This is a genomic window from Xenorhabdus taiwanensis (assembly GCF_036512875.1).
GTDB lineage: Bacteria > Pseudomonadota > Gammaproteobacteria > Enterobacterales > Enterobacteriaceae > Xenorhabdus > Xenorhabdus taiwanensis.
Genome location: NZ_AP028978.1, coordinates 2,756,558 through 2,776,594, shown reverse-complemented (window position 1 = coordinate 2,776,594; position 20,037 = coordinate 2,756,558). Strand labels below are relative to the sequence as shown.

The 20,037-nt window shown below is 43.7% G+C and carries 21 protein-coding genes; 7 read left to right on the top strand and 14 right to left on the bottom strand.

Annotated features, from left to right (window positions below):
* Positions 1–266 precede the first annotated feature (266 nt).
* Positions 267–884 carry a beta/gamma crystallin domain-containing protein gene (locus ACE1SE_RS12725; protein WP_374051213.1) on the top strand — a complete coding sequence of 206 codons (618 nt, stop codon included), beginning with the start codon at positions 267–269 and terminating at the stop codon, positions 882–884.
* Positions 885–986: 102 nt separating this feature from the next.
* On the opposite strand, the gene yfcD is transcribed toward ACE1SE_RS12725, so the two are convergent.
* Complete coding sequence (gene yfcD, locus ACE1SE_RS12720) at positions 987–1,505, bottom strand: NUDIX hydrolase YfcD (RefSeq protein WP_074018563.1); 519 nt, start codon at positions 1,503–1,505, stop codon at positions 987–989.
* 124 nt (positions 1,506–1,629) lie between these two features.
* Between yfcD and ACE1SE_RS12715 the strand changes: the two genes are divergently transcribed.
* Both ACE1SE_RS12715 and ACE1SE_RS12710 read left to right on the top strand, forming a co-directional pair.
* The gene (locus ACE1SE_RS12715; protein ID WP_374051212.1) at positions 1,630–2,253 is read left to right on the top strand and encodes a glutathione binding-like protein; all 624 of its coding nucleotides are present in this window, start codon (positions 1,630–1,632) and stop codon (positions 2,251–2,253) included.
* 53 nt (positions 2,254–2,306) lie between these two features.
* Positions 2,307–3,221 carry a TIGR01777 family oxidoreductase gene (locus ACE1SE_RS12710; RefSeq protein ID WP_374051211.1) on the top strand — a complete coding sequence of 305 codons (915 nt, stop codon included), beginning with the start codon at positions 2,307–2,309 and terminating at the stop codon, positions 3,219–3,221.
* A gap of 77 nt (positions 3,222–3,298) precedes the next feature.
* On the opposite strand, the gene ACE1SE_RS12705 is transcribed toward ACE1SE_RS12710, so the two are convergent.
* The 11 genes from ACE1SE_RS12705 to ACE1SE_RS12655 all read right to left on the bottom strand — a co-directional run bounded on the left by ACE1SE_RS12705 (position 3,299) and on the right by ACE1SE_RS12655 (position 13,808).
* On the bottom strand, positions 3,299–3,889 hold the full coding sequence (locus tag ACE1SE_RS12705) for a UbiX family flavin prenyltransferase (protein ID WP_374051210.1): 591 nt from the start codon (positions 3,887–3,889) through the stop codon (positions 3,299–3,301).
* A gap of 42 nt (positions 3,890–3,931) precedes the next feature.
* Positions 3,932–5,449 (bottom strand): amidophosphoribosyltransferase, encoded by a 1,518-nt coding sequence (gene purF / locus ACE1SE_RS12700; RefSeq protein ID WP_374051209.1) that lies wholly within the window; start codon positions 5,447–5,449, stop codon positions 3,932–3,934.
* Positions 5,450–5,481: 32 nt separating this feature from the next.
* Positions 5,482–5,970: a colicin V production protein gene (gene cvpA, locus ACE1SE_RS12695; RefSeq protein ID WP_374051208.1), complete on the bottom strand. Its 489-nt coding sequence runs from the start codon at positions 5,968–5,970 to the stop codon at positions 5,482–5,484.
* Positions 5,971–6,111: 141 nt separating this feature from the next.
* Positions 6,112–6,804, bottom strand: a complete 693-nt coding sequence (gene dedD / locus ACE1SE_RS12690; protein WP_374051207.1) for a cell division protein DedD — start codon at positions 6,802–6,804, stop codon at positions 6,112–6,114.
* Positions 6,794–8,098 (bottom strand): bifunctional tetrahydrofolate synthase/dihydrofolate synthase, encoded by a 1,305-nt coding sequence (gene folC, locus ACE1SE_RS12685; RefSeq protein ID WP_374051206.1) that lies wholly within the window; start codon positions 8,096–8,098, stop codon positions 6,794–6,796. The genes dedD and folC overlap by 11 nt, the downstream gene beginning before the upstream one ends.
* Positions 8,091–9,038 (bottom strand): acetyl-CoA carboxylase, carboxyltransferase subunit beta, encoded by a 948-nt coding sequence (accD, locus tag ACE1SE_RS12680; protein WP_374051205.1) that lies wholly within the window; start codon positions 9,036–9,038, stop codon positions 8,091–8,093. The genes folC and accD overlap by 8 nt, the downstream gene beginning before the upstream one ends.
* A 121-nt stretch (positions 9,039–9,159) precedes the next feature.
* On the bottom strand, positions 9,160–9,858 hold the full coding sequence (locus ACE1SE_RS12675) for a DedA family protein (RefSeq protein WP_374051204.1): 699 nt from the start codon (positions 9,856–9,858) through the stop codon (positions 9,160–9,162).
* A gap of 70 nt (positions 9,859–9,928) precedes the next feature.
* Positions 9,929–10,762, bottom strand: a complete 834-nt coding sequence (truA, locus tag ACE1SE_RS12670; RefSeq protein ID WP_374051203.1) for a tRNA pseudouridine(38-40) synthase TruA — start codon at positions 10,760–10,762, stop codon at positions 9,929–9,931.
* Positions 10,762–11,772: an aspartate-semialdehyde dehydrogenase gene (locus ACE1SE_RS12665; RefSeq protein WP_374051202.1), complete on the bottom strand. Its 1,011-nt coding sequence runs from the start codon at positions 11,770–11,772 to the stop codon at positions 10,762–10,764. Before ACE1SE_RS12665 ends, truA begins: the two co-directional genes overlap by 1 nt.
* Positions 11,773–11,827: 55 nt before the next feature.
* Positions 11,828–12,955: a 4-phosphoerythronate dehydrogenase PdxB gene (gene pdxB, locus ACE1SE_RS12660; protein ID WP_374051201.1), complete on the bottom strand. Its 1,128-nt coding sequence runs from the start codon at positions 12,953–12,955 to the stop codon at positions 11,828–11,830.
* 73 nt (positions 12,956–13,028) lie between these two features.
* On the bottom strand, positions 13,029–13,808 hold the full coding sequence (locus tag ACE1SE_RS12655; RefSeq protein WP_374053667.1) for an AraC family transcriptional regulator: 780 nt from the start codon (positions 13,806–13,808) through the stop codon (positions 13,029–13,031).
* A gap of 149 nt (positions 13,809–13,957) precedes the next feature.
* Between ACE1SE_RS12655 and ACE1SE_RS12650 the strand changes: the two genes are divergently transcribed.
* Complete coding sequence (locus tag ACE1SE_RS12650; protein ID WP_374051200.1) at positions 13,958–14,860, top strand: DMT family transporter; 903 nt, start codon at positions 13,958–13,960, stop codon at positions 14,858–14,860.
* Here the strand turns inward: ACE1SE_RS12650 and ACE1SE_RS12645 are convergent.
* Both ACE1SE_RS12645 and tctD read right to left on the bottom strand, forming a co-directional pair.
* Positions 14,810–16,243 carry a sensor histidine kinase gene (locus ACE1SE_RS12645; RefSeq protein WP_374051199.1) on the bottom strand — a complete coding sequence of 478 codons (1,434 nt, stop codon included), beginning with the start codon at positions 16,241–16,243 and terminating at the stop codon, positions 14,810–14,812. The two genes, ACE1SE_RS12650 and ACE1SE_RS12645, sit on opposite strands and share 51 nt — an antisense overlap.
* Entirely contained in the window at positions 16,243–16,908 is a 666-nt protein-coding gene (tctD, locus tag ACE1SE_RS12640; protein ID WP_374051198.1) for a transcriptional regulator TctD, read from the bottom strand. Before tctD ends, ACE1SE_RS12645 begins: the two co-directional genes overlap by 1 nt.
* 186 nt (positions 16,909–17,094) lie before the next feature.
* On the opposite strand from tctD, the gene ACE1SE_RS12635 reads away from it, so the two are divergent.
* Genes ACE1SE_RS12635 through ACE1SE_RS12625 form a run of 3 tightly spaced genes read left to right on the top strand, consistent with a single transcriptional unit; the run spans position 17,095 to position 20,033 of the window.
* Positions 17,095–18,069, top strand: coding sequence for a Bug family tripartite tricarboxylate transporter substrate binding protein (locus tag ACE1SE_RS12635; RefSeq protein ID WP_374051197.1), 975 nt, complete (start codon positions 17,095–17,097; stop codon positions 18,067–18,069).
* Between the two features lie 13 nt (positions 18,070–18,082).
* Complete coding sequence (locus tag ACE1SE_RS12630; protein ID WP_374051196.1) at positions 18,083–18,514, top strand: tripartite tricarboxylate transporter TctB family protein; 432 nt, start codon at positions 18,083–18,085, stop codon at positions 18,512–18,514.
* Between the two features lie 10 nt (positions 18,515–18,524).
* Positions 18,525–20,033 carry a tripartite tricarboxylate transporter permease gene (locus ACE1SE_RS12625; RefSeq protein ID WP_374053666.1) on the top strand — a complete coding sequence of 503 codons (1,509 nt, stop codon included), beginning with the start codon at positions 18,525–18,527 and terminating at the stop codon, positions 20,031–20,033.
* Positions 20,034–20,037 lie beyond the last annotated feature (4 nt).

Here is a 20,037-nt window from a genome sequence, read left to right as displayed (position 1 = left end):
TGCCTTATTCACTAAAAAACTTCGTTGAAAATAGCGAAGTTTTTTATCTCAGGAAATCAAAATAAAAAATAGTGATAAAAACAAAACAAAAATAAACATTACAAATTTAAACAGTGTTATTTATTAATCAAAAACAATACAAAACTAAATAAATAATTTTTAAAAACCAGATTCAACATAAGAGCTACCCCTCACCTTGACATATAAATCCACTCCTTTATTCTAGTTATTCACCTCAGTTATCAAACATAAGGAAAAAATTCATTATGTCTAAAGATAAATTAATTCATGGCGCTATATTCTATACTGAAAAGAATTATAGCGGGGATATTTATGCATATTCAGAAAATAGTCAGGAAGTTAATTTAATTGGTACTCCATTAAATGATAAGTTTCGTTCCGTTAAAATTGGAACAAATTCGATCGTATTCGCTTGGCGACATGGCAATGATAGTCAAGCAGGGCAAATTTACCGTGAATGGGATACAAGCCAACCAGACATCAGCGATATTCAAGGATTATCAAAATTTATTGTATCACCCGCAAACCGTGATTTACTCGCGGTAAAATTGATTAATGAATCTGGCGTTGATCAAATATTCAGAGCTCATATTCAAACCTATAAAATTCCCAATCCCGTAGATTGCTATTCAAATGGAGACTATGAAATAGTCGGGTTAATTCCCAAAGATGGTCTACAGTATGTAGCATTCGTTGTTGTATTTGATCAGAAAAATATTCCGGTCACTCAAGGCGCTGTCTATTTTAAACATGATGATCACGGCCTTGAAATAATTACTTATGATACAACTAAACCACCCCACATACGGTTTGAAAAAATAGATGGTTATCATTTTAAATTCTTTCTGGGGAAACTTAATTAATAATAGTGGAATACCAAATTAGATATTTATTAATTTTCATAAAATAACAAAGCATGCAATAAAAAAGGGGTATGTTTTGTAAATAGACATCCCCCTGATAAACTACTCCACTTGATTGTTACGTGCTAACCATAAAGAGAGCGCTTTCAGTGAATCCTGAGTGAATTCATCACAACGCGCCGTGATCTCTTGTGGCGTTAACCAATAAACTGCGGCGACTTCTTCTTCCTGCAATGCAAATGGCCCATGACTGACACAACTGAACAAACCACCCCATATACGGCAAGTGTTCTCTTCATAATAAAAAACCCCATGTTCGGCAAAAGGAACACCTGCAATTCCCAGCTCTTCTTCGGCTTCCCGCCGCGCAGACTCAAGCAAAGTTTCTCCCGCCATCACAACACCGCCTGCCGTTGCATCCAATTTTCCCGGATAAAAGTCTTTCGTTTCTGTACGATGCTGAACCAGAATTTTGCCCATCCCATCATGTACAACAATATAAGTAGCACGATGCCTCAAATTTTGCGCTCTCATCTGCTGACGAGTCGATTGCGCAATGACTTCATTTCCTTCATTGACGATGTCAATCCATTCAATATTGGCTGATTTTTCTTGCATCATTCTAAAAACCTTTTATCAATGAGTCGCATGTTACTTTTTGCAGTAAATTTATAACATTTATAAACAAACGATGGTAAGGTAACATCGTTACATTTTTCAGAAAGTTATTATCGCTGGAGGTTATATGATAGATCTATACTATGCCCCAACTCCAAATGGCTATAAAATCACTCTTTTTCTTGAAGAAGTCGGCATTCCTTACACCATCTACCCCATCAATATCAGCACGGGTGAACAGTTCAAACCTGAATTTCTCGCCGTTTCACCCAATAACAAGATCCCGGCTATTGTCGATCATCAACCCACCGATGGAGGAGAGCCTGTCTCTATCTTCGAATCAGGGGCCATTTTACTTTATCTGGCAAACAAAACAGGCCAGCTATTAAGCAAAGACTGGCGTGAACGTACCGAACAACTGCAATGGCTGTTTTGGCAAGTTGCCGGCTTTGGCCCAATGCTCGGTCAAAATCACCATTTCAACCACTACGCTCCAGAAGTGGTACCTTATGCCATTAATCGCTATGTGGAAGAATCAAAACGCTTATACAAGGTGCTAAATACCCAACTGGAAAAAACGGCTTATCTCGGCGGAAACGAATACAGCATTGCAGATATTGCCACTTATCCGTGGGCGAGATGCTATGAACACCAAAAAATCAACCTACAGAATTATCCGGCGGTAGCTAAATGGCTGGATAAGATCAGCCAACGCCCTGCGACACAAGCAATCTATTTCGCTGCCACTTAAGTCATCCCTTGTTATAGTCAATACACAATTATCTTTTGTTACAGGGGGTGGCTATGCGTATCTTAATTACGGGGGGAACAGGGTTAATTGGTCATCGCTTAACCTGTCAGTTGATTTCTCTCTCCCATTCCATCACCATTTTAAGTCGTTCACCACAAAAGGTGTATTCACTGTTTTCTGATCGTGTTGAATGTTGGACAACACTAAATGACCAACACGATCTTAATGGCTTTGATGCTGTTATCAATCTTGCTGGCGAGCCTATTATCAATAAGCGATGGACACCGAAACAAAAAGAGAAACTTTGTCAAAGCCGCTGGCAGATCACTGAACAATTGAGTAAGCTAATCAAAGCTAGTGATTCTCCGCCATCTGTATTTATTTCCGGTTCAGCCGTTGGCTATTATGGCGATCAAGGACAATCAGTCGTTACCGAAAACGATCTCCCTCACAATGAATTTGCCCATCAGCTTTGTGAACGCTGGGAGCAACTTGCCCTACAAACCCAAAGTGATAAAACCCGTGTATGCCTGTTACGTACAGGCATTGTCTTGGCTCCCAAAGGGGGCGCACTGCAAAAAATGTTGCCACTGTTCCGGTTGGGTTTAGGGGGAGCAATCGGCAATGGCAAGCAATATATGCCATGGATACACATTGACGACATGGTCAATGGGATTTATTACCTGCTGATATCACCTGAGTTATATGGCCCCTTTAATATGACATCTCCTTACCCGGTTCATAATGAGCTGTTTAGTGCCACACTCGCCTCTGTATTACATCGCCCTGCATTTATACGCATTCCTGCATTTGTGTTAAAAGTAATGATGGGAGAAGCCGCAGAGTTAGTCTTAGGTGGTCAACAAGCTATCCCCAAAAAACTGGAAGAAGCTGGATTTGGTTTCCGTTATTTTCAACTGGAAGAAGCTTTGCAAAATGTAATGAAGGAAAAAGACAATGTTTGCTAATCTGATACATTCTGAATAAGAATAAGGTCATCAACAATATGCTGTTGTGGCTTATTCACAACAGCATATTGATTCAATTAAATGCTACACTCAATGGGCTTGAGGCCCTGCCAACGGCTAAACAGATCTTCTGGCAAGTCAATATCAAATTGATCAAGCACACGGTTAACCGTCTGGTCGATGATATCCTGAATATGTTCAGGACGGTGATAAAATGCCGGAACAGGTGGCATGAGCACCGCCCCAATTTCCGCTGCCTGCGTCATTAATCTCAAATGCCCTAAGTGCAAGGGGGTTTCTCTCACCCCCAACACCAGCTTGCGCTTCTCTTTCAAAACAACGTCTGCGGCACGGGTAATTAAACCGTCAGTGTAACTATGCACAATGCCTGACAGGGTTTTTATGGAGCAAGGCAAAATCACCATACCCGATGTCTTAAAAGAACCAGAGGAAATGGATGCGGCAAGATCACGATTGTCATGTACAATATCTGCTAAAGCGTGTACCTCTCGCAACGTATAGTCCGTCTCCAATGCCAGAGTCAGCCGGGCTGATTGACTGATCACTAAATGCGTTTCAATGCCTTCTATTGGCCGCAAAATTTGCAGCAACCTGACACCATAAATCGCACCACTCGCTCCGGTCAGCCCGACAATCAACTTCTTCATATTTCCCTCTGGGATTTTGGCTATAACTATATGATAATAATATTATCCTTCATTATATATTTCCAGATTCTCTATTTCACTCTGACCACGCACTTTCATGGCATCATCTTTGCGCAGGTTTTCCAGATAGTCGAGGTAACACTGGTCAATGTCTTTCGTGACATAGATACCATCGAATACGGAGCATTCGAATTTTTCAATGTCAGGATTTTCTTCCCTGACCGCCTGAACAAGATCGTGGAGGTTTTGGTATATCAGCGCATCAGCACCAATGATCTGACGAATTTCATCCACTTCTCGGCCATGGGCAATCAGTTCATTGGCATTCGGCATATCAATACCATAAACATTCGGGAAGCGAACTTCCGGTGCCGCCGAAGCAAAATAGACTTTCTTGGCTCCCGCTTCACGCGCCAGTTCAACAATCTGTTCAGAAGTGGTTCCACGCACAATGGAATCATCCACCAGCAAGACATTTTTACCCCGGAATTCAGCGCGATTAGCATTCAGTTTACGACGAACGGATTTACGTCGCTCTTGCTGACCAGGCATGATAAAGGTACGCCCTACATAACGGTTTTTAACAAACCCCTGGCGATAGGGCTTATCCAGAATATGGGCGATTTCCAGAGCGATATCACACGAGGTTTCCGGTACGGGAATAACGACATCAATATGTAAGTCTTCCCATTCACGGGCAATTTTCTCCCCCAATTTCCGCCCCATCCGTAACCGGGCGTTATATACCGAAACCTTGTCAATAAAGGAATCAGGGCGAGCGAAATAGACAAATTCAAACAAACAAGGTGTTAATGACGGATTTTCTGCGCACTGGCGAGTAAACAGTTGCCCATTTTCAGTGATATAAATTGCTTCCCCAGAAGCCACATCACGCAGGAACTCAAAACCCAATGTATCCAGCGCCACACTTTCCGATGCCACCATGTATTCATTGCGACCATCTTCCAGTGTTTTCTTTCCCAACACCAGAGGGCGAATGCCATGTGGATCACGAAAAGCCACCACCCCATGCCCAATAATCATGGCAATACAAGCGTAAGCTCCACGAATTTTTCTGTGCATTTTTGAAACTGCCGAGAAAATATCATCAGGCTCTAAGGGGAAATGGGGAAATTGGGCTAATTCATTGGCAAAAATATTCAGTAGAATTTCAGAATCTGAGGTTGTGTTGACATGACGACGGGCATTTTCAAACAGCATTTTTTTCAATTCATGTGCGTTTGTCAGATTGCCGTTATGTGCCAACGTGATACCAAAAGGAGAATTCACATAAAAGGGCTGCGCTTCAGATGCACTGGAACTGCCCGCCGTAGGATAACGGACATGCCCAATGCCGACGGTTCCCTGTAAACGTAACATGTGCCGCGTTTCAAACACATCCTTGACCAAACCATTGGCCTTACGTAAACGAAACCCATTGTTACCATCAATAGTTGCAATACCTGCTGCATCTTGTCCACGGTGCTGAAGCACCGTCAATGCATCATAAATCGACTGGTTAACCGGTGTAAAACCGACGATACCGACAATACCGCACATGTAGCCTTTCCTCATCAGCCAAGCGGAGAGCGTTATCTCTCCGGCAGGAAACTCGACGCACTTTGTAGGTAGTCAAAAAACCACCTGATAATTTGACTAAACTGTGGGATCAGTTGCGATTGTTGCCAATCCTGACTTTTGGGCAGTGGCGTGAAAGAGTCTGCAATAAACAAAATAGCAGACACCACCAAGACACCACGCAAGGTGCCAAAGCAGATCCCCAGAACCCGATCAGTGCCTGACAGGCCCGTTCGCTGAACAAGTGAACCAATGACATAGTTTACTACTGCGCCAACAATCAGTGTTGCAATAAATAAGATAGCAATCGCTACCCCATCGCGCACCAGTTCATCCTCAAGGCGGGTAAAATAAACCGCCAGATAAGTATAGAAATGGCTTGCAACAAAGAAAGCACAGCCCCACGTTATCAGGGAAAGCGCTTCGCGAACAAAACCACGAATCAAGCTAACCAGTGCCGAAAAACCAATGATGGCAATGATCGTATAATCAATCCAGACCATATTTTAATCCAAAAACAGGCTCCCGACATTCAGGTCGGGCGCATTCTAACAGAAAACGAAAACGTTTGCGTAGTAGATTCATCTCTCTACTGAAAATAATTTTCGACAGCTAAACAAACAGCATTTGCGGTGCAAATCAGATTATGGCTTATAATTTTTGATCTGCCCTTGTAATCCCGTAAGTTCCTTTAATTCGAACAAAATAGATTCCAATGCCTGCCTTGATGCATTTGGTCCTACATAGATTCGGGTTAACTGTCCCTGTACCGGAGAAGAAGGAACTGTATATGTCTGGTGCCCAGAAAGACGCAGCCTTGCCACTATTTCGTCAACCTTATCCGCATTTTTTAATGCGCCAAGCTGAACAACATATGCCGTTGCCTGAGGCGCTTGCTCTGCTGGCTTCGGTTTAGGTTTAGTTTCTGGTTTGCTTTCAACGCGAGGTTCAGGTTTAACCTGTGGCTGAGTTTCCGCTTTCTGTTGAGAAGATGACTCAGGTTCCACTGCTGTTTTAGGATTTTGAGTAACAGTGACAGAAGGTGTTGTTATTGGCTCTGAAAGCGATGGCCGAGACAGCATATCTATATCGGGCTCTTGTTCCTGTGATTGCATTGCTTGTGCAGCGCCTTCAGGCGGTGTAGATGGCATATTTTGTGTCAATGGTGGGATCGAGTCAACATCTTCTTCATCGCCAGGTTTTGGCACCAAAGGAATCGAAGCAAATTGATCTTCGTTATATTTCTTATCGCCATCAAAAATCATAGGCAGGACAATGACGCCCAATGCAACAAGAACAATGGCACCAACCAAGCGATTTTGGAATTTACTGGCCACTTTCCTTATCCTCCTCCAGAACTTCCATAACATGTGCGACAGTGTGGAAAGAGCCACAAACTACGATAATATCTTGCACCGATGCATCTTCCATTGCCTGATGCCAGGCTGTTTTGACTTCGGAGAATGTCCGAGTCCGCGCCTGCACAAGATGTCCAGATAGTTCTTCGGCTTCTGCTCCCCTCAGTTCATGCAACGATGCGCAATACCACTCATCAATCTGTTGAGAAAGGCAAGCAAGTGTACCTGCTATGTCTTTATCTCCCAGCATGCCAACGACACCACGAATCTTACTGTTTGGTAAGCGAGGCAGTTCTGCCAGTTTTTGCACTAGATAGCCCGCAGCATGTGGATTATGAGCCACATCCAAAATGACTAATGGATTTTCCCTGATAATTTGGAAACGCCCTGGTAATTGCGCATTTCTTAATCCTGCACAGATCGCCTGTTCATCAATGGCTCGGCTGATTTTGTCATCTTGCTGCAACAAGCAATGAATCACCCCCATTGCAGTCGCAGCATTTGCCAACGGTAAATTAGGTAAAGGTAATTCATTGAATTGCTGATTGCCGCTTAGCCAGTTCCAGCTATTTTCATTCTGTGAGAAATGCCAATCAACGCCACGACGAAAGAGCTTCGCACCCAATTCATCCGCAACGTCAGCAATTGAGTGAGGCATATCATATTCACCCACCACCGCAAAATGTCCACGGCGGAAAATGCCCGCTTTTTCACGACCAATGTGTTCGCGATCTGCACCCAACCAATCTGTATGATCCAGTGCAATACTGGTGATTGCGGCAATATCGGCATCAACGATATTGGTAGCATCCAAACGGCCACCCAGCCCAACTTCCAAAATCACAACATCTAGATCAGCTTCTTTGAAAAGCTGTAATGCAGCCAGCGTCCCATATTCAAAATAGGTTAATGAAATGTCGCCACGCTGAGCTTCGATCGCTGCAAATACACGGCAAAAGTCTTGTTCCGCGGGTTCTTTCCCCTGAATACGCACCCTTTCGGTATAGCGTACTAAGTGCGGGGAACTATACACGCCGACTTTAAGCCCCGCGGCCAGAAAGATAGATTCCAGACTATGGCAGGTGGTTCCCTTGCCATTGGTACCTGATACCGTGATAACTTTTGGCGCCGGGTTCAATAAGCCTAACTGGCGACCCAGTTTACCCACTCGTTCAAGCCCCATATCAATGGCTTTGGTATGCAGGTTTCCCAGATAGGAAAGCCACGTCATCAGTGGCGACGTGGCTTGAGGAATTTGTGAAATATCAGACATCTTCTTTATCAGGATTGATGTTTATATCAGCTTCGACATCGGCAGAATCAACAACGATTGCTTCTACTGGCTCTGCTTTTGTGCCCGGATGGGGTTTGTGGGTCAACATGGCAAGCAAACTGGCGACCTTATCGCGCATGTCTGGACGACGCACGATCATATCAATCGCACCTTTCTCCAACAGGAATTCACTGCGCTGGAAACCTTCAGGTAGTTTTTCACGCACAGTCTGCTCGATAACACGAGGTCCCGCAAAGCCAATCAGTGCTTTAGGCTCAGCGATATTGATATCACCCAGCATCCCCAGACTTGCCGTTACCCCACCCATTGTTGGGTGGGTCAACACACAGATATAAGGCAAACCACGATGCTGCATTTTTGCCAGCGCAGCACTGGTTTTTGCCATCTGCATCAGTGACATCAACGCTTCCTGCATACGTGCCCCACCACTGGTGGCAAAACAGATAAATGGACAGTTATCTTCCAGAGCCTGTTCAACAGCACGCACAAAACGAGCACCAACCACAGACCCCATTGAGCCAGCCATAAAATTGAACTCAAAAGCACCGGCCACAACTGGCATATCATGCAGCTTACCTTTCATGACGATGAGTGCATCTTTTTCTTGTGTCTGCTTCTGGGCTGCAACTAAGCGATCTTTATATTTTTTGGTATCGCGGAATTTCAGGATATCTTTGGGTTCCAGCTCACTGCCTAATTCCGTGCCAGTACCTTCATCCAAAAATGAATGCAATCTCTTACGGGCTGAAATACGCATATGGTGGTCGCATTTTGGACACACTTCAAGGTTACGCTCTAATTCAGCACGATAAAGTACCTGACTGCAACTGTCGCATTTTGTCCAAACTCCTTCAGGTATGCTTGCCTTACGAGTTTGTATAATTTTGCTTTTGTTTAGAATCTTTTCAATCCAGCTCATTAATGAACCTTTCCGTCTGAATCTGGCTGCTGCCAGCTTTTGTTTTACGTGCCATTAAACCACAATGCCATCGCAGTGTGGATAAAAAACTGCTCAAACCTGTTATCGGTTTATCTATCTTCTAGTTATCTACTGCACTGCCTGCTGCTTTTTTCGATGCAGCGCGGCGATGACGCCAAATTTCGATGATGCCAGGCAGAATAGAAATAAAAATAATTGCAACAATCAATAATTTCAGATTTTGCTGTATAACTGGCATATCACCAAATAAATAACCGGCATAAGTGAATAATAGCACCCAGATAAATGCACCGATTACATTATAAGCAGCAAAGTGACGGTAAGACATTTTCCCCATTCCCGCAACAAACGGGGCAAACGTTCTGATAATTGGCACAAACCGAGCCAAGATTATTGCTTTTCCGCCATGTTTTTCATAAAACTCATGGGTCTTATCTAAATAACTGCGGCGAAAAATCTTTGAATTGGGATTAGTAAATAATTTCTCACCAAAAATTCTGCCAATGGTATAGTTGATAGCATCACCAATAATCGCGGCCGTAATCATTAAAGCCACCATGATGTGTACATTCAGATCATTGGTATCTAATGCAGATAGTGCACCAGCCACAAACAGCAAGGAGTCTCCTGGCAAAAATGGCGTGACCACCAAACCTGTTTCACAAAATATAATCAGAAATAGGATGCCATAAATCCAATCACCATAACTAGCAACCAACTCAGCTAAATGAGCATCAATGTGTAAAATAAAATCGACAATAAATTTCGTAAAATCAACAAAATGAGTCAAAAACTCCATAATATTCCTCGTTATGACCAAACATCCCTGTCACTATTCGAAAATGTCAGATTAAATGATTTACCAGAAACTAATTATTCTCCAGAAACAGAGGTCCCATAATGGGTTCAGGTAAACCAAAACGCTCAGGATAATCCACAGCAACTAAATATAAGCCTTCAGCCTTGGCAGTTGCTGCCGCTTTTGTCCTGTCTTTTAACGCCAATAGTTCAGCCATCCAGTTTATATTCTGGTTACCACAACCAATCTCCAGCAAGCTGCCAACGATATTGCGCACCATGTGATGAACGAAGGCATTCGCCTTAATGTCCACGACAATATAATGCCCGTATCGACTAACGTTAACATGCATCACATTGCGCCACGGTGAATTGGACTGGCACTGCACTGCCCGGAAAGAGGTAAAGTCATTTTCTCCCAATAAGCTCTGTGCCGCTTCATGCATTTTTTTCTCATCCAATGGATAATGAAAATGCGTGACGCCGTGCGCCAATACCGCCGGACGATAGCGATGGTTAAAAATCACATAGCGATAACGGCGAGCTGTTGCACTAAAACGAGCATGGAATTCATCATCCACCGTTTTAACCCAACGTACTGCAATATCTGGTGGCAAATGGGTATTTACTCCCATTGTCCATGCAGCATCTTTACGTTGGGCTGAGGTTTCAAAATGCACAACCTGCCCAGTCGCGTGTACTCCTGCATCCGTTCTTCCCGCACAAGAAACTGAAATCGGCTCATTCGCGACTTTCGACAGGGCTTTTTCCAGGCATTCCTGTACGCTTTTCACTTCTTGCTGACGCTGCCAACCATAATATCGACTGCCGTCATATTCAATCCCCAGTGCAATTTTCACTTTTTTTGCCTCTGGCACAGACTGACTCAGCTCTGTATCAGACATCAGTAAAATTGCTCCTGCATCAGTTTCTCGGCGATCTCAACCGCCATCAAGGCGCCACCAAAACGGATGTTATCGGCAACTGACCAGAATTGCAGCATCTCTGGCATACCATAGTCATTGCGCAGACAGCCTATGCTTAAGCTATCACTGCCCGAAGCATCAGTGACCTGAGTCGGATAATCACCCTCTTCTGAAACCTGAATATCTTCAAGGCGTTCAAATTCACTACGGGCTTCTTCTATCCCAACCGGACGCAATGTCTCCAAATTCACCATTTGGGCAATGCCATAGAAAACCGAAGATTGGACACAGCTTACGGAAACTGGCAATCCTTCATCCTGCAATACTCTGCGAATTTGATCGACAATACGACGCTCTTCGCGCACCACACCTTCTGCATCAGGCAATAAAGGCAATAAATTGAAAGCCAATTGTTTGCTGAAACGGCCTTCATCTGGTGGAATGCCATTTAATAAACGCGCACTCTGCCCTGCCAATTCATCAATGGCTGTTTTGCCATAAACAGAAACTGGCAATATATTGGTCAAATGTAAACGGGCAATGCCAGCCGTATCGATCAATGGCTTGATGGCGGTCAGAACCTGGCTCGTTGAACTATCTGCCACAGCAATGATGTTACGGTTACGATATTCAGCCAATGCATAAGGATTAACGCCCGGAACAACCAAAGGCACATCTGGCTCTGCTGCAAACAAGCCACTGCTATCAATCACCAGGCAACCAGATTCTGTTGCTTTTTCAATATGTTGTGCAGTTATTTCCATCGTCGCGGCAAAAAAAGCGAGTTGTACCTGTGACCAGTCAAATTCTGCCGCATCACGAACCGTGATGTTTTTTCCGTTAAAACGCTGGATCTTTCCAACACTTTGTTCACTGGCAAGAAGATGCAGTTCACCAACTGGAAATTGACGTTCCTGTAATAACGCCAATATCGCTTCACCTACTGCGCCCGTTGCACCCAAGAGCGCAATATTCCAACCTTCTGACATGTTGGTTCTCTCCACTTCTTTGTATTTTGCTGACAGACAAGAATCCCTGCCTGTATTAAATCACTTTTGCATTAAACCCAATTCTGGACAGTAATTGAGCACTCTCTTCTGAGTCACAATGTACGGTCAGGGAAGACCATTCCCGACGTTCTGGATAGTATTTGCGTAATCGATCAAAAGCACCTTTCTGATCCGCAACCTGACGTAAAGGTGCATCATCACGGCGCACATCATACACTAAATGCATTAAACGCTTGAGGAGACTTTGTGTCACTTCCCCCTGTACTGTGACCTGACTGAAATCTGGTGTCGGCAACAGATCAGCTAACTGCGTCTTGCGAGGTTGCCCCAGGAATTCACAATAGGCCTCAAAAACCTGAGTTGTACCCCGTGCTTTGCCTTCCAGGGTATAGCCAGCAATATGTGGAGTCGCAATATCAACCAAAGCTAACAGGGGTAGAGAAAGGTCAGGCTCTGGTTCCCAAACATCAAGCACTACACGTAACTTTTTCCCACTTTGCAGCGCAGAAAGTAACGCTTGATTATCAACCACCTCACCACGGCTGGCATTAATTAAAATACGGTTGTCCGGTAATACAGAAAGTAATTCTGCATCAGCCAAATGATAAGTCTGGTATGGGCCAGAGTAATTAAGAGGTGTATGGAAAGTCAGAATATCCGCTTCTTGCACTAATTTTTCTAAAGGCCAAAACTCCCCCTCATCACCGCGATCTGCACGGGGGGGATCGCATAATAACGTCTTCACGCCCAAAGCCGCCAGTCGATCAGCTAATCGACCTCCGACATTGCCAACACCGACAATACCGACAGTTTTATCTTTAAGCTGAAATTGATCTTGCTCAGCCAATAGCATCAATGCCGAAAATACATACTCAACCACGGCAATGGCGTTACATCCAGGAGCGGCGGAAAAACCGATCCCTGCCTGAGATAACCATTGCTGATCAACATGATCCATTCCCGCAGTGGCAGTTCCAACAAATTTCACCGAACTGCCTTGCAATAAAGATTCATTGACTTTAGTGACAGATCGAACCATAAAGGCATCAGCATGTTCCAAAACTCCCTCAGGCACTGGGCGCCCCGGAATTGCCTGCACGTCACCTAATTGCTGGAAGAGTTGCTCAGCATAAGGCATATTTTCATCAACTAAGATTTTCACTTTTCTCATCCAATGGCTTAAATGGGCGTGATCCATTATTCTGCCATTTTATCCACATAAAACCTATATGCTCTTAGCCTTTTCTGAAACGTTCTGGTGTTGTGCCTGCAATTTGCTGAAACATGACGATGAAAGCTGATGATGAGCTATACCCTATATCAAATGCGATTTCGTGAATACTTTTCCCCTGTTCTAATAAGGATATGGAATACAGAAAACGTAACCGTTGCCGCCATTCACTAAATGACATTCCTAACTCCTGCTTACAGCGCCGCGATAAAGTCCTCTCTGAGGTATAACGCTTTTTGGCCCACTCAGCTAAAGAGGTATTATCCGCCGGATTGCGTTCCAACATCTGTAATATCGGAGCGAGCAACTTATCTTTTGAAGAAGGTAAGTAGGTACATTGTCTTGGTGACAATTCCAACTGATCAATCAATATTTGTGCTAACCGTCGATCTTTTTCTGTTTCCGGCTGCCAGATCTTTCGTTCAAAAAAATCCGCCATAATGGCATTAAAGATGCTACTCAATCGGATAATACAAGGCTGTTGCGGTAAGATATCAGTCCATTGTGGAGAAATATCGATTATCCAAAACTGCAATGCCTTCCGGTTATAACTCGAATGGGCGGTATTTTCCGGTATCCAGATACAAAATTCCGGTGGAGCCAGAAAACGCTGTTTGCCTACCTGCGTTTCCATTACCCCACAAACGACATAAATTAATTGCCCAAAAGGATGCGTATGTAACCGACATTCCGTATCAGCATTCAGTGTCTCATTACGAAAAGAGAGTATATTTGGCATGATTGGTTGAAATATAGCTTGATTCGTCTCCACCCGTTCTATCATTTTTACTTCCGTCATCTTTTATCCATAAAATAATAAAGGGTAAATATCTTGTCTTAATTGCCATATCTGTTGTCTGATTATCAATATATATAATAAATCAGTCATTGCTAAACTAATCAGACGAAACACTGACATAAATATCTAGCCTAATGAAGAATTTATTATTTCCCCTTGTCGCTGTACTGATCTGGTCAATCAATGCCGTTGTCAGCAAAGCTGCTGCCACCCTTATTGAGCCGGCTACAATTGCTTTCTACCGATGGTTTATTGCCTTTCTGGTCTTGACGCCTTTTATCTTATTACCAACCCTTAAACAACGGAAAACCGTTGCTCAGTATTGGTGGAAGTTATTGATTTTAGGTTCTTTGGGCATGGTGCTTAACCAAAGCCTGGCCTATTATGCGGCCCACACCGTCAGCGCGACCATCATCGGCATTTTCACTTCATTGATACCATTATTAACTGTCATTATCAGCATCTTTGCCTTGCGGGCTACCCCTACTGTTGGTATCACCCTCGGCACCGTGCTGTCTCTATTCGGCCTTGTGTGGCTGGTCAGCAAAGGAGAGCCATCTTCCCTATTGCAACACGGTCTGGGCATTGGAGAGGTGATGATGTTTATTGCAGCAGCTTCTTATGCCTTGTATGGGGTTTTAACCAAACGCTGGGCAATTCCATTATCTAATTGGCAATCACTCTATGTACAAATTGGGTTTGGCGTTTTATTGCTTTTACCCAATTTTATGATGACAGATGATATTCAGTTAACGGCCGATAATATTTCTCTTGTTCTGTTTGCTGGCATTCCCGCATCCATTCTTGCCCCCTATTTGTGGATACAGGGTGTCATTCGCATTGGCGCAAACATGACTGCTATTTTTATGAATCTGGCGCCCGTGTTGACTGCCATCATTGCTATCGTGGCTCTCCATGAAGAAATGCACAGTTACCACTTAATTGGAGGAGGTATTGTTTTAGTTGGTGTGATACTTGCGCAACAGTTACGCACCCCGCTCACCCATAGAAGGCCCGAATATAATTCTCACCAATAATCCACCCAATACCTCACTGGGTAAAAGCTGGAGTGTGGCACTGTGGTATCGGCAGATTTCTTTAACAATAGTCAACCCTAATCCCGTCCCCTCCAGCCCGGCAGCGTTGTCCAAGCGGTTAAACGCCATAAGCGATTGATAAATATCTTTTTGAGCGATACCCGGCCCTGAATCATCGATTTCAAGGAAAGCCTGTTTTTTATCTGCCATGATGCTTACTCTTCCCGTCACCACTCCCATTTGCGGGGTATATTTGATGGCATTATCCAGCAAATTGGCACACATTTCAGCTAACAATAGCGGGTCTCCTCTGATCCATAAGGCTTCTTCCCCTTCGTAACCTAAATCAATATTTTTGCTTTCTGCTTGCTGTAAACGAGAAAAACAGACTTGTTGCAATAGTTCCACGATATTGACTGGCTGATAATTTTGTATTGCTTCTTTTTCATGCACCTTAAGCTGTGAAAGTTGCAATAGGCGATCAGTCAGTAATATCATGCTATCCAGACTGTTATCAATCGCCGTCAGTATATTATCCCGTTGTTCTGGATCCTGATTACCACGTGCTACTGCAAGCTGTGTTTTCAATACTGCTAAAGGTGTTCTCAGTTGATGAGAAGCGTCCGCACTGAATCGCTCTTGGCGTCCAACCATTAATTCCAACCGCCCAATATATCGGTTAAACGATTGCAGTAATGGAACCAGTTCGGACCACGGTAAAATATTTGGTAATGGTGTTAGGTCATTAGCAGAACGGAGGCTCATAATGCCTGAAAGTTTTCGCAACGGTTTAAGCAGAAGTTTGAGCAGAATGTAAGCAAGGAGTAATGTCAATAATACAACTGCTCCCTGATTAATTAACGAAGATAACAACAATTGGTTAGCCATATATTGGCGAGAAGTCACAGTTTCTGCCACCAATATCAATGCCATTCCCATTATGTTGCCTTCATTGACCGGTTGATATAATCCCACTACACGTATAGATTGCCCCTGGTATTGCGCATTATAAAAATAGGCTAATGCTGTATACAAGGGTGAACGCTGGATGTTTTGCGGTATTCGAGGAAGGTCGCCATAACCGGAAATCGTCTTTCCTTCCGGCGATATAACCTGATAGTACAGGCGATCATTTGTATTGCGCTCGAAACTGTCCAAGACAACATAAGGTACATCAACGATCAGGTTCTGATCCCGAACAGCCAAGCGTTCAGCGACTGTTCTTGCTGATGCAAGCAGAGTTCTGTCATAAGCCAGCATTGCAGCATTTTTCACACTGATATACTGACTATAGACAGAAGCACAGCCCAGTAACAGTAGTGGTACACCAAAGAACAGCAATAATTGGTGGAATAACGACCGTGGTATTGTTAGATATTTCATTATATTAACCGCTCCAACCGATATCCCAACCCACGCAATGTCTTTATTTCTACATCACTGTTGAGTAATTTTTTCCGCAACCGATGAACATACAGTTCTATGCTTTGTGGATTCGCTTCATCCGACAGGGAGAATACCTGCTCAAACAGTTGTTGTTTAGAAACCGGACGCCCTCGACGATGAAATAGTGTTGTTAAAACAGACAGCTCTCTGGGAGTCAGTGCCAACGGGACATTGTTCAATACAAAATACCCTTCGCCTTCATAAGATAACGAACCAAATATCTGTGCCTCTTGTGGTATAGATGAACTGCGACGCAACAATGCACGAATACGCGCTTCCAGCTCTTGAAAATCAAAAGGCTTGGTCAAATAGTCATCAGCACCAGAATTCAATCCCTTTACACGATCCGTAACCTCTGTTTTCGCAGTCAATAACAGTACAGGTAAGTTTTGACCACGCTTACGCAACCGCAATAACAAAGACAAGCCATCTAATCTGGGTAAAGCCACATCCAGAATCACCAAGGCATAATTTTCAGTCTGCAAAAGCTGATCTGCCACAACACCATCTTTCGCCAAATCAACTACAAACCCAGCATTATTCAACGCTTTTTGTAACCAATGTGATAATTCTGGGTGATCTTCAACCAATAAGAGCCGCATGAATAATACCTATTGTTAAAAATTAACAAGATTATGTAAAACACTACGCAAATTAAGCGATTAAAGTCACATCCAGACAACTTTTATTGTTAATGAAAGGTAATTGAAAGGTTTCATTTCTATAAATAAACAGGCGCCAGAAATTTATCACTCATGTCCTTTACTGGTGCTATGTGAGGAATAAAAATGAGAACTTTTAAAACGTTATTAACCGCTGCAAGCCTGTTTATTTGTGCTTGCGCTTTTGCAACTTCTGCTCCCAATAGAACTGAATGTATTGCACCAGCCAAACCTGGTGGAGGTTTTGATTTAACCTGTAAACTCATCCAAATTTCACTATTAGAAACCAAAACTATCGACTCTCCCATGCGAGTGACATTTATGCCCGGAGGTGTCGGCGCGGTTGCCTATAATGCCATTATTGCCCAACGGCCTGGTGAAGCCGGTACCATAGTTGCCTTTTCTGGGGGTTCCTTATTGAATCTTGCACAAGGTAAATTTGGTCGCTACAACGTCAATGATGTACGCTGGCTAGCCAGTGTCGGCACAGACTACGGCATGATTGCTGTGCGCGATGATTCTCCTTACAAAACACTGACAGATTTGATGGAGGCTTTTAAAAAAGCGCCCGATAGTATTGTGTTTGGCGCAGGTGCTTCCATCGGTAGTCAAGACTGGATGAAAACCGCATTACTGGCAAAAGAAGTCGGTATTGATCCCCGCAAAATGCGCTATGTCGCGTTTGAAGGTGGCGGAGAACCTATCACTGCTCTGCTGGGTGATCATATTCAGGTCGTATCCGGTGATCTAAGTGAAACTTTACCTTATCTCAATGGCAATAAAATTCGCATACTCGCGGTTTATGCAGAGAAACGTCTGGACGGTGATCTGGCAAAAATTCCAACAGCAAAAGAACAGGGTTATAACCTTGTTTGGCCAATTATTCGCGGTTTTTATATGGGGCCAAAAGTTGCTGATGAACAATATCAATGGTGGGTAGATACCTTTAAAAAACTCCAACAAACTGACGAATTCAAAAAACAACGTGAACTGCGTGGATTATTTGAATTCAATATGACTGGCAAAGAGCTGGATGACTATGTGAAAAAACAAGTTATTCAATACCATGAAATGGCCAAATCCTTTGGTTTAGCAAAATAACAGGGGTAGCATCATGAGCGATCGTATCTTTGCGACTGTATGGCTGGTGCTATGTGGAATAGGGTTGGTCATTGGATGGGGTATCCATAGCGAATATAGCTATGAACCTCTAGGCCCTCGTCCATTTCCAATTGCTATTATTTCATTAATGACACTCTGTGCTTTACTGTTGTTGCTTAAAAAACCTGATCCTGTTTACTGGCCAACACCACAAGTGTTACGTCGCTTAATTTTATTGATTGCCACACTAGCCATTTATGCATGGTCATTTGAGTGGTTGGGTTTTCCACTAGCAACCACATTATTGACTATCTGTGTGGCACGGCTCTTTAACGCTACTCTTCTTGCCGCGATTATTTCTGGGGTATTTCTCGGCAGTTCGCTCTTTTTTGTTTTTGATCGTCTGTTAGAGGTCACACTGCCCGTCGGCAGTTGGCTCAGCTAAGGAGACAATGATGGATACCTGGATTTATCTGAGCCATGGTTTTGAAGTCGCATTAGTACCCAAAAACCTGCTCATTGCATTGATAGGCTGTTTTATTGGTACTGTTGTTGGGTTACTGCCTGGTCTTGGTCCCATAAATGGGGTGGCAATCCTGCTGCCATTGGCTTTTGCGTTAAAATTACCAGCCGAATCTGCCCTAATTTTATTGGCAACTGTCTACATTGGTTGTGAGTATGGGGGCCGTATCTCTTCAATCTTGCTAAATGTACCGGGAGATGCCGCGGCCATTATGACAACGCTTGATGGTTACCCGATGGCAAAACAGGGGCGAGCGGGCGTTGCACTCTCTATTTCTGCTGTTAGTTCGTTTTGTGGTTCACTTTTAGCTATCATGGGTATCATCTTATTTGCTCCACTCTTGGCACAGTGGTCTTTGGCATTTGGGCCTGCTGAGTACTTTGCACTCATGGTATTTGCTATTGCTTGTCTCGGCAGCATGATGAGCCAAAATCCCATAAAATCACTACTCGCAGCCTTAATCGGTTTGGCTTTAGCAACCGTGGGGGTGGATGCGAACACCGGCGTTTATCGTTTCACCTTTAATAACGTACACCTCTCCGATGGTATCCAATTTATTGTTGTCGTGATTGGGCTATTTTCAGTCAGTGAAATTTTATTGATGCTGGAGAGCACTTCTGCGGGGCAGAAAGTCATTAGACAAACAGGGCGCCTGCTATTCAATAGAAAAGAAGCGGCAACGTGTGTAGGACCAACCTTACGCTCCTCAGTGATCGGCTTTTTTGTGGGGATATTACCCGGCGCAGGGGCGACAATTGCTAGTGCAATAACCTACATGACTGAAAAACGGCTCAGCGGTAACAGTGATTCATTTGGTAAAGGTGATATCCGTGGTGTAGCTGCACCAGAAGCCGCTAATAACGCATCAGCATGCGGTTCATTCATCCCCATGCTGACTCTTGGTGTACCCGGCTCAGGTACAACCGCTGTGATGCTGGGTGCTTTGACACTTTACAACATCACTCCTGGCCCGACCATGTTCACCGAGCAGCCTAATATCGTCTGGGGGCTTATTGCGGCTTTGTTGATCGCCAACATTTTATTACTGATCATGAATATCCCGATGATTGGACTATTTACCCGTATGCTGAGTATTCCAATGTGGTTCTTGGTTCCTTCAATCGCTATCGTTTCCGCAGTTGGGGTATATGCTATCCACAGTACCACTTTTGATCTTATGTTGATGGTTGGGTTAGGCGTTTTCGGCTACATACTGCGAAAAATGAATTTCCCAATGTCACCATTGATCTTAGGTTTCGTTTTAGGCGAAATGCTGGAACAAAATCTACGACGGGCACTATCAATCAGCAATGGAGATTTTGAGATCCTATGGAGTAGTACTATCACACAAGTTTTGCTGATTCTGGCAGTATTGGTAATTATTATTCCACCAGTTCTGCGCATCATTAATAGACGCCGCAATAAAATCACGGCGCCTTAATAAA